Consider the following 15,527-nt stretch of genomic DNA (forward strand, 5'->3'; position numbering starts at 1 on the left):
TTACGACTCTTAACTTGAAGTAGACTATGAGCCATTTATCGCCCAGCGAACTTTCCATTCTTTTAGTAGAACCTTCAGAGACACAGCGTCGAATTATTATTCAGCGCTTACAACAAGAAGGCATTCTCAGCATTCAAACCGCAGAAAACATAGAAGCGGCTAAAGATATTATTGCTCGCCATAAACCTGACCTTATTGCGAGCGCCATGCATTTCGATGATGGCACTGCCATCGATCTCTTGGGCTACTTAAGGGCCAACGCTGACTGCAAAGATATCCAATTTATGCTGGTCTCGAGTGAGTGCCGCCGTGAACAACTTGAAATATTCCGCCAATCGGGTGTAGTAGCGATTCTACCTAAACCCTTCAGTGCCGACCATTTAGGTACAGCATTGAATGCCACGATTGATTTACTCAGCCACGATGAACTCGACCTGAGTAATTTCGATGTACAAGATGTGCGTGTATTAGTGGTCGATGATAGCCGTATGGCAAGAAACGTCATTAAACGCACGATTGGTAACTTAGGGATGAAGCTAATTACCGAGGCCGAGGATGGCGCGCAAGCCATAGCGTTAATGAAACACAATATGTTCGACTTAGTGATCACTGATTACAATATGCCGAGTGTAGATGGGCTAGCTTTGACACAATTTATCCGCAATGAAAGCCAACAATCACACATTCCCATCTTGATGGTGTCTTCCGAAGCCAACGATACCCACCTCAGCAATGTGTCCCAAGCGGGTGTAAATGCCTTATGTGACAAACCCTTTGAACCCAAACTTGTTAAAAAATTACTCTATCAACTGTTAGAAGAATAAAACTTAAGTCACGAACTGAGTAAATATTCTGCGCTTTACTGAACATCCTGCTGCACGCTTGACGCAAAAGGCTTTCCAAGTGTTAAACCTTATGGCATGTTAGGCACGCTTATTTCAAATAAATCTACGGAAAGAAGAGACAATAAAAATGAACAAAACTGAACTAATCGCCAAAATTGCAGAAAATGCCGATCTAACGAAAGTAGAAGCAGCACGCGCATTGAAGTCTTTTGAAGCAGCTATTACCGAATCAATGAAAAATGGTGACAAAATCTCCATCGTAGGTTTCGGTTCTTTTGAAACAGCGACTCGTGCCGCTCGCACTGGCCGTAACCCACAAACGGGTAAAGAAATTCAAATTGCTGAAGCGACAGTGCCTAAGTTTAAAGCGGGTAAAACCCTACGTGACAGCGTAAACTAAGTTATAAAATTCAATACAACGCCTCCATTGTGAGGCGTTTTTTTTGCCCAATCCCAGTGAAGCACTGAATATTTTGTGCACAACAAAAGTGCGCCTCTGCCCCACAAACTAGCAAATAAAAACATTTCATTAACATTGAAAGTTCTAATACCTTGTTTTACATGGCATTGTAATAGTGGCATGTGATTAGCAAATCCTTCCTTAGAAAAAAACCAAGATGCACTAATGACCACAGCTGACTTTGAGTGTGCCAATGGTGAATCGATAAATAAGTCAATCGAGGGGATGAGCATGAAGAAATCACTGTACAGCGTTTTGGCCTTATCGACGGGAATGTTACTGGCAGGCAACGCCTTTGCAGCCGTATCAGGCAACATTGGCGGTACCTCTAATTATCTATGGCGCGGTGCGACCCAAACTAAAGATGCGGTCGCAATCCAAGGTGGCCTTGACTACAGCCACGATTCTGGATTTTATGCGGGAACTTGGGCATCGAATGTGGATTTTGGTGATGATACTAGCTACGAGCTTGATCTATATGCAGGTTATGGCGGCAGTATTACCGAAGACATCAGCTACGACTTTGGCTATCTCTACTACGCCTATCCAGACGCGCCGGGCAGTATTGATTTTGGTGAGCTCCATGCTGCTGTCACGTGGAAATGGCTCGAACTTGCTTACTCCCAAGTCATCAATGCCGGTGACGATCTGGCCGCCGATCCTTTAGATAATAAAGATCTCAGTTATCTTGCCGCGACGGTATCCGTTCCTCTCACTGAAAAGCTGAATTTATCAGTGCACTATGGTTACTCAAACGGTGATGTCGTCCAATCTTGGTTTGGCGAAGATAATTATGCCGACTATAACGTGACTCTCAGCGCAGATACCAGCATAGGCACAGTGTCATTTATGGTCTCAGATACCGATCTCACCGATGATGATGCCAAACTAGTACTCGGATATTCCTACAGTTTTGATCTATAAGCTCTAAACATAAAAAACGCCACCTTAAAAAGTGGCGTCGTTTTATCACCATCACCTACTAGGCAATAATTGACCGGTTTGTTTTACGGGCCGCAACCATTTTCTCAATATATTCAACAATAGGCTCAGTCACTGAAATCCCTGTTGTTTGCTCAATCCCTTCAATGCCTGGCGCCGAATTAACCTCAAGGATCAGTGGGCCACGGTTAGAACGTAAAATATCTACTCCCGCGACAACCAATCCCATCGCCTTCACAGCGGCAATAGCCATTTTACGCTCAACAGAGGTGATTTTTACCACCTCACCACAACCCCCTAAATGCAGATTAGAGCGGAAATCGCCCTCGGGACCTTGACGCTTCATCGAAGCAACAACCTTGTCACCGACAACAAAACAACGAATATCACTACCATTGGATTCTTTAATGTATTCCTGCACTAAGATATTCGCTTTGAGCCCCAAGAATGCTTCAATCACGCTCTCAGCAGCCGTTTTAGTTTCAGCGAGTACGACACCAATCCCTTGAGTGCCTTCGAGTAATTTAATGACTAACGGAGCGCCGCCCACCAAATTGATGAGATCTGGGATATCATTTGGCTTATTGGCAAAACCCGTCACTGGCATGCCAATCCCTTTGCGGGAAAGTAGTTGCAGTGCCCGCAATTTGTCCCGCGAACGCGCAATGGAGATTGAATCATTCGCGGCATATACGCCCATCATTTCAAACTGACGTACAACGGCACAACCATAAAAAGTCACGCTAGCATGAATACGCGGAATGATGGCATCAAACCCAACTAATTCAGTACCTTCATAATGAATGCTAGGTTTAATAGAATTAATATTCATATAGCAATTCAGCGTATTGATCACGACCGCTTCATGTCCACGACTTTGGCAAGCCGCGACTAAACGTTGTGTTGAATACAACTGGGGGAATTGGGATAAAATACCTATTTTCATTGCTGAGTGACCAACTTAAGCATGAGTGAATAAACCGTTCTGCGGCACCAAAAGCACAGCGACAGAAAAAGGGGCTGATATTTGTCTATTGCTCAGTGTAAAGCAAGAAAATATTCCTCACCAGACGAAATCATTATGCTAATGAAATACTTCAAGACCTATCACACTCGGAACTCGGTTTAAGTTAACAGCGGCAGAATATACTTAGCCTCAAACTCCGTTGCATCTAAGGGACGAGAAAACAAATAACCTTGTAATACAGTACAATGGCGAGAAGTACAAAACTCAGCCTGCTCAATTGTTTCAACGCCCTCAGCTACTGATATGACATTAAACCCATGGGCGAAGTTAAGTAATGCAGCGAGCAAACGAGTGTCTTTATCATCCTTATCATAGGAAGCGACAAAGCTTTTATCGATTTTCAGCACGCTAATGGGAAACAATTTGATATGTTCTAAGGACGAAAAACCCGTCCCAAAATCATCAAGGGCAAAACGCACCCCTAACTCGGCGATTCTATCGAGCATTTTGGCATGTTCATGGGGATCTTCAATAAGGCAATTCTCAGTAATTTCAAGCTCTAATGCTACAGCAGGAAGTCCTGTCTTAGTCAGCGTATTCGCTATTTTATCAAACAGGTTCTCATTTCCAATTTGCGATGCAGACAGGTTAACGGCAATGGTAAATTCTCTCCCTGTTGGCTGTAATTGGGTTAACCAAACCTGTGCCTGAATACAGGCTTGTTCAAGCACCCAATCATCAATGTCCTCCATTAATCCAATTTCTTCGGCTATGGGTAAAAATTGATCTGGGGTGATAATGCCGTCTACAGGATGCTGCCATCGGATAAGGGCTTCCATCCCCACCAGCTGATGGGTTTTCGCATTCACTTGCGCTTGATAATGAACCTTAAATTCATTTCTTTTTAAGGCAGTACGCAAACTCGACTCGATATGATTACGGTAACGCACCTCTTTATCTAAAGCTTCTGAGTAAAACTGAATCTGGTTTCGGCCCATTTTTTTAGCGCGATACATAGCGATATCGGCACATTTCATCAGCTCAGAACTGTTCGAAGCCGCTTCATTATAAAAAGCCACGCCGATACTGGCACCAATAAGCACATCGTTATCACCGAGACAAAACACGTCCTCAAACACTTTTAACAATCGATTAGCCACAATCATAGGGAAATATTTATAATCATTATCAGTGACTAGCACGACAAATTCGTCCCCACCTAAACGGGCAATAATGTCGCCATCTCGTAGTACTTCACTTAATCGAGCGGCTACTTTAACTAAAAGAATATCCCCCGTCTGATGGCCTAGAGTGTCATTGATCGCTTTAAAATCATCTAAATCGAGTAAGATAACGGCTAAATAGTCGTGACAACGTTTGGCCCTTGCTATCGCTCGATTAAGACAAAGTTCAAAACCATAGCGATTAACCAGCTTAGTCAACGAATCGTGTTCAGCTAGCTCTTTTAGTTTTTGGTGACTATTGCGTAACGCCAACGCCATTGAAGATCTTTGTTTCGCATAACGAATTGCACGGGTTAGTATCCGCGAGTTAACCTCATCTTTAAGCAAGAAGTCCTGTGCCCCTAGTTCAATACAGCGTTGAGCCAGTTTCTCATCTTCATAGCGACTCAGCATAACGACTACGGTCTGGTCTTGCGTCATGGCATTGAGCTTGATCAACACTTCTAAGCCATTAGCATCGGGTAATAAATAATCCAATAGAATACCGTCAAAATGACGTTCTAATGCGAGATTTAAACCATCAAATGCACAATTTGCTTCGACCACATTAAAAGTCAACTTTGACTGTCTGAGTGCTCGGATGATCGCAGTTCTATCAACTTCATCATCATCGATCAGTAGTAAATCCATATACTCACCTTATGCGGATGGGAGCTCCACTATTCGCCAGTAACCTTCAAGCATATTAAAAATATTGTTAAAACCGTCTTTCATATCAGTTTTAACCATGTAACCAGCCACATGATGGCTATAGGCTTTCATCCTATCTTCATCGGTACTCGACGTGGTGAGCATAAAAACGACAGACGAAGAAAGAGAAGGATCTGAACGTATTCGCTCAAGGAACTCAAATCCATTCATTCTTGGCATATTAAGATCCAGCAAAATAAGATACGGACCTTTGATCGTGTCTAAACTCGTTAGAATAGTTAATGCTTCGATCCCATCCCGAGCACGCACTAAGGGATTGAGTAACCTCAATTGTCTCATCGCCCGCTGCACGGCCATGTAATCCACGTCATCGTCATCAACCAATAAAATGGTGACCTGTTGATAGTGATTTGCTGCGCTCATAGAAGCTCCTTTTTCACTATTTTCTTAGGCCAACTAAAGCAAAAACAACAACCTCGGCCCTGCGATTTAAGCTGAATCTCTCCACCTAAACTTTCAACCGTTTTCCTCACAAGTGATAAGCCTAAACCACTGCCTTCAACTTCATCCCTTGGTTTAAGTGTTTGAAACATCTCGAAGACTTTTTCATGATATGAGCTTGATATCCCCGGACCATCATCTATCACACTGAATCGATACTGCTGATCAACCGCCTCACATGAAACCGTAATCACACCTGTACCTAAGTCATGGTGTTTTATGGCGTTACTGATTAAATTTCGTATAACTAATTCCAACAATGGTCTTACGGTATAAAAATTCGGAAATTCACCTTTTAGGACTAATTCAAATCCCTGTGGCGGCGCGACGAGCGCAAACATGTCTTCAACCAGTTGCCGACTTTTCACTTCAGTAGTTTCGGTATCGACACGACCAATCCGAGAAAACATCAATAGTCCATCGAGTAATAACACCATTCGATGAATACGACTTTGGATAAGCCCTAGGTATTTCTGTACATTTTCATTGGTGTTATCGACTAAATCCTCTGATAACCAAGAGGTTAGCTGCTCGATACCACGTAAGGGGGATTTCAAATCATGGGAAGCAATATAGGCGAACCTGTCTAATTCTTGATTGATACGCTCAAGCTCAAGCATATGTTCTGCACGCTGAACTTCAATGCGTTTACGTTCAGAGACATTATTAATTGTCGCGAGAATAGAAATGCCATTACTAAAATGAATAGGCGTTAACCCCACTTCAATTGCGAGTCGACTGCCATCTTTACAACAGCCAAACAGGTCATCCCGCATCGACATATTTTTCGCAATAGGCTGCACTAAATAGTTACTCATGTGCTGCTGATGAGCATCCCTTAGGGTTTCGGGCAATAACATATTGATGGAACGACCGAGTAACTCGTCTCTGGTATAGCCGAACAAACGTTCAGCATGGGTATTCACTAAAGTAATAAATCCAGATTTATCCACCATAAATAGCGCACTTGGAGAGGCTTCAATTACTAATCTAAAGCGTTTTTCGTTAGCAATTAACTCTGAAGTCAGTAAAGACTCCTTATATCGATTACGCGCCATAATTAACACTGAGTAAAACAATGCCAAAATAAAACCACAACCGATAAATTGGAGCCACATACCTTGGGTCTGTTCCGCTCTCGAGATAAAACGCGATTGTGATGAAATGTCTAAGCGCCACAACTGCCCGCCAACTAAGTCAGTCTGTGAGTGATAAAACACATCCTGCTCATTCGGGGCCACTTTGCTGCTGGTAAACATTAGACTGTCAGCGCTTGCCTGCGGACTTTCATAAATGGCAAGTTTCAAGCCTGAGAATCGCTCCCCCATAATCCCTTGCATGAGGTCATCCATCCTAAACGCTGCATACACAAGTCCAAACACGTGCTGTTTACGCTCAGCCTCTGTTGTTGTGGTGCCTTGATAAAGCGGTAAATACATTAAAAAGCCCGCTTTCGCATCATCAGAAGTATCTTGAACTAATACGACTTTGCCAGAAACTGTCGGCAGTCCAGTGGTAATAGCGCGAGTGATGGCTTTATATCGATTAGACTCGGAGCACATGTCATAACCCAAGGCTCTTTGATTACGCCAATCAAAGGGTTCTAAGTACACAATCACGCAATACTGATCACGCGTTCCTTCTGGGTAAACTTTATAGTCTTTAAAACCTTCTGCTTGAACTTGTTGGATGTGTGCACTTAATGCTTCAGGTTGAAGTAACTGAGCATAGCCAAAACCTTGAAAACCTGGGTAATACTCAGATAAATGAGCATTGATGACATAAGTTTGCCACTCCTGACGTGTCACATTACTCGACGATAACAATAAGCCAACGCCACCACGCAAGACTTGTTCATAGGCAAGCATTCTGCGATTCACGGCTTCTGTTAATTCTTGAACGCTATTTTCGAAACGCTCTTCACCTCTGTCCCTAAGATATTGCTCAAGCACATACCAAGAGATCCCCATGAAAAGTAAGGCAGCCACTATCATCAGCCAGCTAGAGCTCAGCACGCTAAAGTAGATATTATTAGATGGGGGGAGTGATTTAGAAAACTGATCCTTGTCCATGTAAGCCAATTCCCTAGCAAACGATTAACAACAAACACTGGTACAAGTGTTGTTGTAATTATGACTAAATTCAAGTTTATCCTACTATTTAACTCGGAATTAACCCGAATATATCTATGACTATACCGTGCTCTTAATCACAAAATAAGCAAAAACTAAATTAATCAAATATTCAATTGCTGTCTCGGGCCTACGCCAAACAGCAGTAAGCTGAATCATCCGACTCACGGAAAGAATTTTTCACCCTAACTCACAAAATTATTTGCTTTTCTACCATACTCTTTTTAGTTAGAAAGTCGTTAGGAACAACAAGAGGAATTCGTTATGGCTCATATTACTGAAGTCGTGCCCAACGATACTGAACTTGAGGCAATGACCACACCAAGAAACAGCAAAGCCGCCGAGGCAATGCAGCATAGACGCGAAGTCAAAAAGCGTTTAGAAGACTACCTCGAGCGGGCGGAGTTAAAACGTGCATTGGGAGATGACGATTTTTTCTAGCCAATTCTATCTCGCTATCTCGTGGTCAAAATGATGGGATGATGATCTCAGTCGGTGATCATTTGTTTCGAACTCACTGAGTTTTGGCCCACTAAAATCGAATATCTCACCCAGCCAATAATGCTGGGTGTGACTCTGCTTTAGCTCACTAACCTCCAGATTTAAAATCGCGTCATCACAGTCATTTTTACCACTCTTGTCGGCTTGAGTTTTGATTAACAAGCATTCAGCCTTAACACACTCAAATAACTCATCGCTGTCATGCTTTGCTCCAATCAATCTATTTCTATATCAAGAACAAAGCAGCTTTAATGTCATATCAATAAAATATTATTAAACAGATGGTTACTTATTTATGTCCCATAGACATAGCGCTAGAATTGTAACAAGTGCACCAAAATGATTCACAAAATCGATAACAGCTAATTTATTTAATCGGTATATTTCTCAGCTAGCCTGCGAATCAATATGAATAAATGAGGTTTAAGGCTATGATTAGCCACATCTCTCTCGCTGAAATTACCTGCAGGATATACGGGAATGTCTGAGTCGTTAGCCCAATATCAACAAGATCTACGCCGTTTTTCCGATGAATTAATTCGCATTCAAACGCCAATAAAAATCTTAGATGCCATTAAATGGCCGCGGGAAATGGAAGAGCGTTTTCTATCCAATAAGGGCACGGTACTTCCGGCTATCAAGCAAGAGTTCTATCAAAACATTGCTTTACCTTTTGATCCTGTTAAAACCCAAGCTGAGCTAGCCTCCCTAAAGCAGGACATCCATAGACGTTTGGGTAAACGAGACAAACTCGGCAAAATATTAGTGGCAAACGTCGATCAGTATCGCCTTGTCATCGATATGTTGGGGAACAGAGGCACGCCAACCTTTGGTAAGCTCAGCCAAGAATTGTACGGCAGTGCTAGCCATAAACTGCATGGCGATCGCCATACCTTGCGCCAGTTAGGCGATAAACTCAGCTACATTTTCTCGCTGCCCGCGGCGAGGCACATGAATAAACACCACCCTAAAATTATTAGCGCGCCAGAAGCGGTTAACGTGCTCAGCCAACGTTTAGAAAAGTACTTTCATAGCGATGATATGCGTGTACGCCTTAGTGACGGTATCGTCTCTGACGCTGCAGTCGGTGGCGACACTGTTAAGCTCAATAGCAAAGCAATGTTCAGCGAATCGGATCTTAATGTATATGAAGTTCACGAAGGTTGGGTGCATGTCGGCACAACGCTAAACGGCCGAGCTCAACCCCACGCCACTTGGCTCAGTGTCGGTTCTCCGCGCGTAGCAGCAACCCAAGAAGGTCTAGCCGTTTTACTGGAAATGCTGACGCTAAGCTCAAATCCAGGACGGGCTCGGCGAATTAGTGACCGTGTTGCCGCGGTCGATATGGCTGAAAATGGTGCTGACTTTATAGAGGTATTCAATTATTTCAGAGGATTGAATCTAAGTGCGACAGACAGTTACCGTGTCACCCAAAGGGTTTTCCGTGGGGGTATGGTGGAAGGCGGCAGTTTCTTCACTAAGGATATTTCCTATGTGCGTGGCTATGTGGAAAACATTAACTTTATCCGCAGCGCCATCACCTCAGGCCTTCCTGAACTCATCCCTATGCTATTCCTTGGTAAATTGGCGATCGAAGATATCCCCGTGTTATACCAAGCTTGCCAAGAGGGCATTCTGACTACGCCTAAATATCTACCGCCTATGTTTGATAACTTTAGTGGCCTTTATGCTTGGTTTGGTTTTGCATCAGGTTTAGCAGGAATCGATTTGAAAGGTGTACAGCGCCATTTCACTCGCTTATTTAAAGACGTACCGAATGTCGTCCCGACCTTTGAGTTACTCGATGATACTGAATTTGACAACAACTCTGACTAATACAGTAACCTGATTGATTTAAAATAAAAAAGCTCACAACTATGTGAGCTTTTTTATAAAACTAAACGCTAATCTTCGATAGAAAAACCTTCACCATTACATTCAAAATACAACTCATCGCGAGCTCGCTTTGCCACACGTGTAGAAGATAATGGCATTTCCACCCAACTTTTGAACTTGCACTTTCAAATCTTTTAAGGCTTCCACACTAACTGCGGCAGCGCATTTAAATCCAATCGGTCACCCTGAGTCGCGATTGCTATAGCCTTTGGTTTAGTCTGAGGATCTTGGTTAATCACATCGACTAATCCATGCTGCGCCTCGGGTTCTCCATGGACTAAAATTAACGGCGGCTGGCCTTCAAAATGGTGATACCAACGTAATAACTCTGCTTGATCCGCATGGGCTGAAAGTCCACCCACTGTGTGTAACTTAGCCGCGACTTTAATGCTGTTACCATGAATAGACAGTTCTTCAGCGCCATCGACGAGGGCGCGCCCTGGTGTTCCAAGCGCTTGATAACCACAAATAATCACATCACATTCTGGACGCCATAGATTATGCTCTAAGTGGCTACGAATACGACCACCGTTACACATGCCACTCCCCGCAATAATGATCAATCCCTTATGCACGTCGTTCAGCGCTATCGACTCTTCGGTCGTTTGGATAAATTCGACATTTGACAACAGCGGATGCTGCCCAGGATGTTGGCGGGTAAAGCGTTTAAAGTCCTCATCCATCAGCGGATAATTATTAACGTAAACGCGGGTCGCCTCAATTGCCATCGGACTATCTAGGCAGATTTTCCAACGGCCGAGATCCCATTCTTTAGCATATAAATGAAATAGATATAATAACTCCTGTGCTCGTCCAACCGAAAAAGCAGGGAGCAATATATTGCCTTGGCTCTCGTTGACTGTCTTAGCAAAAATGGCTTTCAATTCGGCTAAGGTATCCGTCCAACTGCGGTGAAAACGATTGCCATAGGTGCTTTCCATTAAGACTAAATCTGCCGTATCCACTAAGGTAGGATTACGTAAAATCGGCATACCTGCACGGCCAAGATCGCCACTGAAGACGATTTTCTTCTGGGATTTGCCCTCACCTAACCACAACTCGACTAAGGCGGAACCTAAAATATGCCCTGCATCTGAGAGGCAAATATCCACATGGGGAATAACGCGAGTCACTTGACCATATTCCAATGGTACAAATTGAGTTATCGCGAGTTCAGCATCTTCAACGGTGAATAGCGGTTCTAGGGGTTCAAGATCATGTTTAGCACGCTTTTTATTGACTCTTTCGGTATCGCGGGTCTGCAGCATAGCCGCATCTTTGAGCATGATAGCGCACAGCTCTGCCGTGGCTTTATGGGTGTAGATAGGCCCATCAAAACCCGCTTTGACTAAGAGTGGTAAACGCCCAGAATGATCGATATGGGCATGGCTAAGCACGACAGCAGAAATAGACTCAGGATCAAATGCGAAGGGATCATGATTACGCAACTCATCAGATTTACCGCCTTGGATCAAACCACAGTCGAGCAATAAGTGTTCATGATCAACCGAGAGTAAATGACACGAACCTGTCACTTCCTCTGTCGCCCCTAAAAACTGCAATGTCATTCGCATGGTGTCCCTCCAAGGTGTTTATCTCATATAAAGATAGACTATGCCCTTATTCCTAAAACAAAAAGGATTAATTAGTCACGTGCGAGCAATGTCAACTTTAGCTGTAATGCTTAGTCATCAATAACCTAACAATGGGTACAACTGACCTTGACGTACCGTTTTGCCAGCGTTAGCAATAGTGCCATCGCGCAGCCATTGTTCGAGCAAGATCTGCAAAGGCTGTTTGACTTCTGCCGCCGTCATTCCAGCGCTAATACTTGGGCTATAGAGTAATTTAAGCAAAATGAAATCGAGTCCGGTAAGTAAGTCCTGCGGGGTTTTGTCGTTAAAAATGGAGGGAAATACTTTCTCTGAATCATTGGGTAAACCAAGCACTTGGGTAATCTCTTCCACTACGCAAGCCACTAACTTACCGTGCATTTTGGCTTGATCTACAGGAATAATAATCCAAGCACGTTCAATCTCTTGCCGTGAATTGAGAGCAAACTTTGCCATACACACAGAGCCATGGACATTTTTCGCCGAGCTAGGTCCCATTAAGCGCATCACCTCACTTGCCCATAGGGATTGACGGGTAAACACTAAGTGCAGATTCGCCTCTGAGAGCGTATCGACCCGTTGAATATCGAGGCCGGTGATCTGGCCTAAGTGTGTTAAGTGCATCAACACTAATTGAGTGTGCAGCGCCTTATCACCCACTTGATGCTCAATAAACACTCGTACCGGTATGCGCCACTTACGCACGCTATGTTTAGCAAGGTCATACTCATTTTGTAGGGCGACTTCACTAAATGCTTGGGTGATATAAGCGGAGTTTTTCCAATCCGTAGCGGGCGTTAACACTTGGGTTAATCTGGGAGATGTTTGAGCAGCAAACAAAGGCAAAGCGAATAAACTTAGCGTTAGAAAAAGCCCTAAACGAAACAGACGTGCAGTAAAAAATAACCAACTGTAGAAACGTGTTAATACCCTAAGCCACTTTTGCATTGGCACTCATCCCGCAACTTGACGAGGTCACTGAATCAAAATCATAGCAGTGATACTGATAAAAGAAGTCGAAATCTGCAAACAATCTCCTACGACATAGACTTAATAAACTCGCCCAGATAATGCAATGCCGACTAAACCGTAGCCAATAAAACCCCATAATAAAATGACCACACAAAGAATCAATGCATTGTTTTTAAACACATTATATTTAATATCATTAATCGTATACTGATGATATTACACCACCATTGCCAAGGATTCAGGATGACAATGGTGTGCATTTTTAGCTTAAGCGCTTTCTAACGAGCATAATCCGTGCAACTATTCAGCGAACTCACTAATATGAGCCTGTATTTACAACAGCTAGTCCCTTAACCACCCCTCAACTTCATCGCGCGTCGGTACTGAGCCGCTATGTATGAGCTCACCATCGATCACTACCGCAGGGGTTTTCATCACTTTAAATTTCAATAGGCTTTGAGGATCTGTGTCCTTTTTTACAATCACATCCACACCCATTTCTTCTGATATGTCCGCAATCATCTCAGCGGTTTTGCTACATTTAGCGCAACCACTGCCTAATACTTTGACTTGTTTCATGTTACTTCCTTAACGAACTGTGCTGCAAAATTAAAAATTTCAACCTACTGTCATACTCGCAGCCACATATAGCAAGGTAAATTTCCAGCCAAGCAAACTCATAGACAAGAGTATGGCAACATCTATAGCTCAATTCAGGCCACAATAAGATAACTGCATTATTAGTTGCATTGCATTGATTGCTATTAATTTCTATATCTAAATATAAAAAATATTTATAAACCATCTGTTATAAACACTACCAAAAAACTAAAAAAGTACAGCCTAGTTTTCCATAAAATCACAATACTCTAGTTAATTTCACGACTCAAAAAAATAATCTTGATAACACAATAAATATTAATGCAACCTAAATTAGATGCTTGGTGAATACAGCTAAAACAGGCAATACTTTACTTGATTATTATTTAGGTATTTCCCCGTCATCATTTATCCACACATCTCGTGACCCATATCACTTATTGCAACATTTAAGATTGATCCTACATCACTAAACACTAGTATCTGCTATGTTGCGGCTGCGACACTATTTATCAACATATTATAACAATACGGAAACCTCCCTATGACCTGGACCCAAACATACACGCCACTCGGTAGCTTGTGGCTAACCGCAATGGTTGCTTTACTGCCTATTGTGTTTTTCTTCCTAGCCTTAACTGTGTTAAAACTTAAAGGCTATATCGCTGGGGCATTAACCTTATTAATTGCCTTAGCAGTCGCGATACTCGCCTACAAAATGCCTATTAGTATCGCGCTTGCTTCTGCTATATATGGTTTTAGTTATGGGCTATGGCCAATTGCTTGGATTATTATTACCGCAGTATTTTTATATAAAATCACCGTTAAAACAGGTCAATTTGAGGTTATTCGCTCGTCAGTCATCTCAGTCACGGAAGATCAACGATTACAAATGCTATTGGTTGGCTTTTCATTTGGAGCCTTCCTCGAAGGTGCTGCTGGTTTTGGGGCACCTGTTGCTATTACTGCAGCGTTACTTGTCGGGCTTGGATTCAATCCATTGTATGCAGCAGGACTTTGCTTAATCGCAAATACGGCACCCGTCGCCTTTGGAGCTATGGGTATCCCAATTATCGTAGCAGGTCAGGTTTCATCACTAGACCCATTCCATATTGGACAACTCGCTGGCCGTCAGTTGCCAATTTTATCGATTATTGTCCCCTTCTGGCTCATCGCAATGATGGATGGCATCAGGGGAATACGTCAAACTTGGCCCGCAACATTAGTAGCAGGTGTTTCATTTGCGATCACCCAATTTTTGACCTCAAACTTTATCGGCCCCGAATTACCCGATATTACTTCGGCGTTAGTCAGTCTAATTTGTTTAACGTTATTTCTAAAGGTCTGGCAACCAAAAGAAATATTCACTTTCTCAGGCATGAAACAAAGAGTTACTACCCCTAAATCTACTTTTTCTAATAGCCAGATATTTAAAGCATGGTCTCCCTTTATTATTCTCACGGCGATTGTAACCCTGTGGAGTCTTAAAGATGTACAACTGGCATTAAGTTTTGCCACTATCAGTATTGAAGTACCTTATTTGCATAATCTCGTTATCAAAAGTGCGCCTATTGTCGCTAAGGAAACCCCTTATGCAGCAATATATAAACTTAATTTATTTGGCGCTGTTGGAACTGCAATTTTAATCGCAGCAATGATCTCAATTGTGGTCCTTAAAATGTCAATAAGTAATGCACTGACATCCTTTAAAGACACTTTAATTGAATTAAAATTCCCGATATTGTCGATTGGATTAGTATTAGCATTTGCCTTTGTTGCAAACTATTCAGGTCTATCTTCAACCTTAGCACTCGTGCTCGCTGGCACTGGCGTAGCATTCCCCTTCTTCTCGCCATTCTTAGGTTGGTTAGGTGTGTTTTTAACAGGTTCAGACACCTCATCAAATGCCCTATTTGGCGCGCTGCAAGCCAATACAGCAAACCAAATAGGTGTAACACCGGAGTTATTAGTCGCCGCAAACACTACGGGAGGTGTAACGGGCAAAATGATTTCGCCACAATCGATTGCCGTTGCTTGCGCTGCAACGGGATTGGCGGGTAAAGAATCAGATCTTTTCCGCTTTACGCTAAAGCACAGTCTATTTTTCTGTACTTTCATTGGCGTGATCACAGTACTCCAAGCATACGTAGTCCCTTGGACATTAGTGTTTTTCACTAAATAAAGCGATATCTAAGATATATTA

13 protein-coding genes are annotated in these 15,527 nt (G+C 42.8%); 6 read left to right on the forward strand and 7 right to left on the reverse strand.

The window, feature by feature from the left end; genetic code table 11:
* Positions 1-26 precede the first annotated feature (26 nt).
* From L5M40_RS05440 to L5M40_RS05450, 3 genes are all read left to right on the forward strand, one after another.
* Positions 27-824 carry a response regulator gene (locus L5M40_RS05440; protein ID WP_105250312.1) on the forward strand — a complete coding sequence of 266 codons (798 nt, stop codon included), beginning with the start codon at positions 27-29 and terminating at the stop codon, positions 822-824.
* A 148-nt stretch (positions 825-972) separates the two neighbouring features.
* Positions 973-1,245, forward strand: coding sequence for an HU family DNA-binding protein (locus L5M40_RS05445; protein ID WP_006079990.1), 273 nt, complete (start codon positions 973-975; stop codon positions 1,243-1,245).
* Between the two features lie 291 nt (positions 1,246-1,536).
* Positions 1,537-2,229, forward strand: coding sequence for a TorF family putative porin (locus L5M40_RS05450; RefSeq protein ID WP_263171819.1), 693 nt, complete (start codon positions 1,537-1,539; stop codon positions 2,227-2,229).
* Positions 2,230-2,287: 58 nt separating this feature from the next.
* Here L5M40_RS05450 and rimK read toward each other — a convergent pair whose 3' ends face one another.
* From rimK to L5M40_RS05470, 4 genes are all read right to left on the reverse strand, one after another.
* Positions 2,288-3,193 (reverse strand): 30S ribosomal protein S6--L-glutamate ligase, encoded by a 906-nt coding sequence (rimK, locus tag L5M40_RS05455; protein WP_263256369.1) that lies wholly within the window; start codon positions 3,191-3,193, stop codon positions 2,288-2,290.
* Between the two features lie 179 nt (positions 3,194-3,372).
* The gene (locus L5M40_RS05460; protein WP_131523939.1) at positions 3,373-5,088 is read right to left on the reverse strand and encodes a putative bifunctional diguanylate cyclase/phosphodiesterase; all 1,716 of its coding nucleotides are present in this window, start codon (positions 5,086-5,088) and stop codon (positions 3,373-3,375) included.
* Between the two features lie 9 nt (positions 5,089-5,097).
* A complete protein-coding gene (locus L5M40_RS05465) occupies positions 5,098-5,532 on the reverse strand; it encodes a response regulator (protein ID WP_105250317.1) in 435 nt (144 codons plus the stop codon).
* Positions 5,529-7,682: a CHASE domain-containing protein gene (locus L5M40_RS05470; RefSeq protein WP_173247621.1), complete on the reverse strand. Its 2,154-nt coding sequence runs from the start codon at positions 7,680-7,682 to the stop codon at positions 5,529-5,531. The genes L5M40_RS05465 and L5M40_RS05470 overlap by 4 nt, the downstream gene beginning before the upstream one ends.
* 324 nt (positions 7,683-8,006) lie before the next feature.
* On the opposite strand from L5M40_RS05470, the gene L5M40_RS05475 reads away from it, so the two are divergent.
* Both L5M40_RS05475 and L5M40_RS05480 read left to right on the forward strand, forming a co-directional pair.
* Positions 8,007-8,183 carry a PA3496 family putative envelope integrity protein gene (locus tag L5M40_RS05475; RefSeq protein ID WP_006079984.1) on the forward strand — a complete coding sequence of 59 codons (177 nt, stop codon included), beginning with the start codon at positions 8,007-8,009 and terminating at the stop codon, positions 8,181-8,183.
* A 540-nt stretch (positions 8,184-8,723) separates the two neighbouring features.
* Positions 8,724-10,079 carry a flavohemoglobin expression-modulating QEGLA motif protein gene (locus tag L5M40_RS05480; protein ID WP_105250320.1) on the forward strand — a complete coding sequence of 452 codons (1,356 nt, stop codon included), beginning with the start codon at positions 8,724-8,726 and terminating at the stop codon, positions 10,077-10,079.
* Positions 10,080-10,273: 194 nt separating this feature from the next.
* Here the strand turns inward: L5M40_RS05480 and L5M40_RS05485 are convergent, their stop codons facing one another.
* The 3 genes from L5M40_RS05485 to L5M40_RS05495 all read right to left on the reverse strand — a co-directional run bounded on the left by L5M40_RS05485 (position 10,274) and on the right by L5M40_RS05495 (position 13,303).
* Positions 10,274-11,713, reverse strand: a complete 1,440-nt coding sequence (locus L5M40_RS05485; protein ID WP_105250321.1) for an MBL fold metallo-hydrolase RNA specificity domain-containing protein — start codon at positions 11,711-11,713, stop codon at positions 10,274-10,276.
* Between the two features lie 117 nt (positions 11,714-11,830).
* Positions 11,831-12,700, reverse strand: coding sequence for a DUF2927 domain-containing protein (locus L5M40_RS05490; RefSeq protein WP_263256371.1), 870 nt, complete (start codon positions 12,698-12,700; stop codon positions 11,831-11,833).
* A gap of 366 nt (positions 12,701-13,066) precedes the next feature.
* On the reverse strand, positions 13,067-13,303 hold the full coding sequence (locus tag L5M40_RS05495; RefSeq protein WP_028761824.1) for a thioredoxin family protein: 237 nt from the start codon (positions 13,301-13,303) through the stop codon (positions 13,067-13,069).
* A gap of 565 nt (positions 13,304-13,868) precedes the next feature.
* On the opposite strand from L5M40_RS05495, the gene L5M40_RS05500 reads away from it, so the two are divergent.
* Complete coding sequence (locus L5M40_RS05500) at positions 13,869-15,506, forward strand: lactate permease LctP family transporter (protein WP_263256372.1); 1,638 nt, start codon at positions 13,869-13,871, stop codon at positions 15,504-15,506.
* The last annotated feature ends 21 nt before the right edge of the window (positions 15,507-15,527 follow it).

This window comes from Shewanella sp. SM68 (assembly GCF_025653925.1).
Lineage (GTDB): Bacteria > Pseudomonadota > Gammaproteobacteria > Enterobacterales > Shewanellaceae > Shewanella > Shewanella oncorhynchi.

Excerpts from the sequence above, each read along its gene's own strand:
- L5M40_RS05495 (WP_028761824.1), bottom strand. The coding sequence starts at position 13,303 with ATGAAACAAGTCAAAGTATTAGGCAGTGGTTGCGCTAAATGTAGCAAA.
- L5M40_RS05475 (WP_006079984.1), top strand. The coding sequence starts at position 8,007 with ATGGCTCATATTACTGAAGTCGTGCCCAACGATACTGAACTTGAGGCA.
- L5M40_RS05465 (WP_105250317.1), bottom strand. The coding sequence starts at position 5,532 with ATGAGCGCAGCAAATCACTATCAACAGGTCACCATTTTATTGGTTGAT.
- L5M40_RS05460 (WP_131523939.1), bottom strand. The coding sequence starts at position 5,088 with ATGGATTTACTACTGATCGATGATGATGAAGTTGATAGAACTGCGATC.
- L5M40_RS05500 (WP_263256372.1), top strand. The coding sequence starts at position 13,869 with ATGACCTGGACCCAAACATACACGCCACTCGGTAGCTTGTGGCTAACC.
- L5M40_RS05445 (WP_006079990.1), top strand. The coding sequence starts at position 973 with ATGAACAAAACTGAACTAATCGCCAAAATTGCAGAAAATGCCGATCTA.
- L5M40_RS05485 (WP_105250321.1), bottom strand. The coding sequence starts at position 11,713 with ATGCGAATGACATTGCAGTTTTTAGGGGCGACAGAGGAAGTGACAGGT.
- L5M40_RS05450 (WP_263171819.1), top strand. The coding sequence starts at position 1,537 with ATGAAGAAATCACTGTACAGCGTTTTGGCCTTATCGACGGGAATGTTA.
- rimK (WP_263256369.1), bottom strand. The coding sequence starts at position 3,193 with ATGAAAATAGGTATTTTATCCCAATTCCCCCAGTTGTATTCAACACAA.
- L5M40_RS05480 (WP_105250320.1), top strand. The coding sequence starts at position 8,724 with ATGTCTGAGTCGTTAGCCCAATATCAACAAGATCTACGCCGTTTTTCC.
- L5M40_RS05490 (WP_263256371.1), bottom strand. The coding sequence starts at position 12,700 with ATGCAAAAGTGGCTTAGGGTATTAACACGTTTCTACAGTTGGTTATTT.
- L5M40_RS05470 (WP_173247621.1), bottom strand. The coding sequence starts at position 7,682 with ATGGACAAGGATCAGTTTTCTAAATCACTCCCCCCATCTAATAATATC.
- L5M40_RS05440 (WP_105250312.1), top strand. The coding sequence starts at position 27 with ATGAGCCATTTATCGCCCAGCGAACTTTCCATTCTTTTAGTAGAACCT.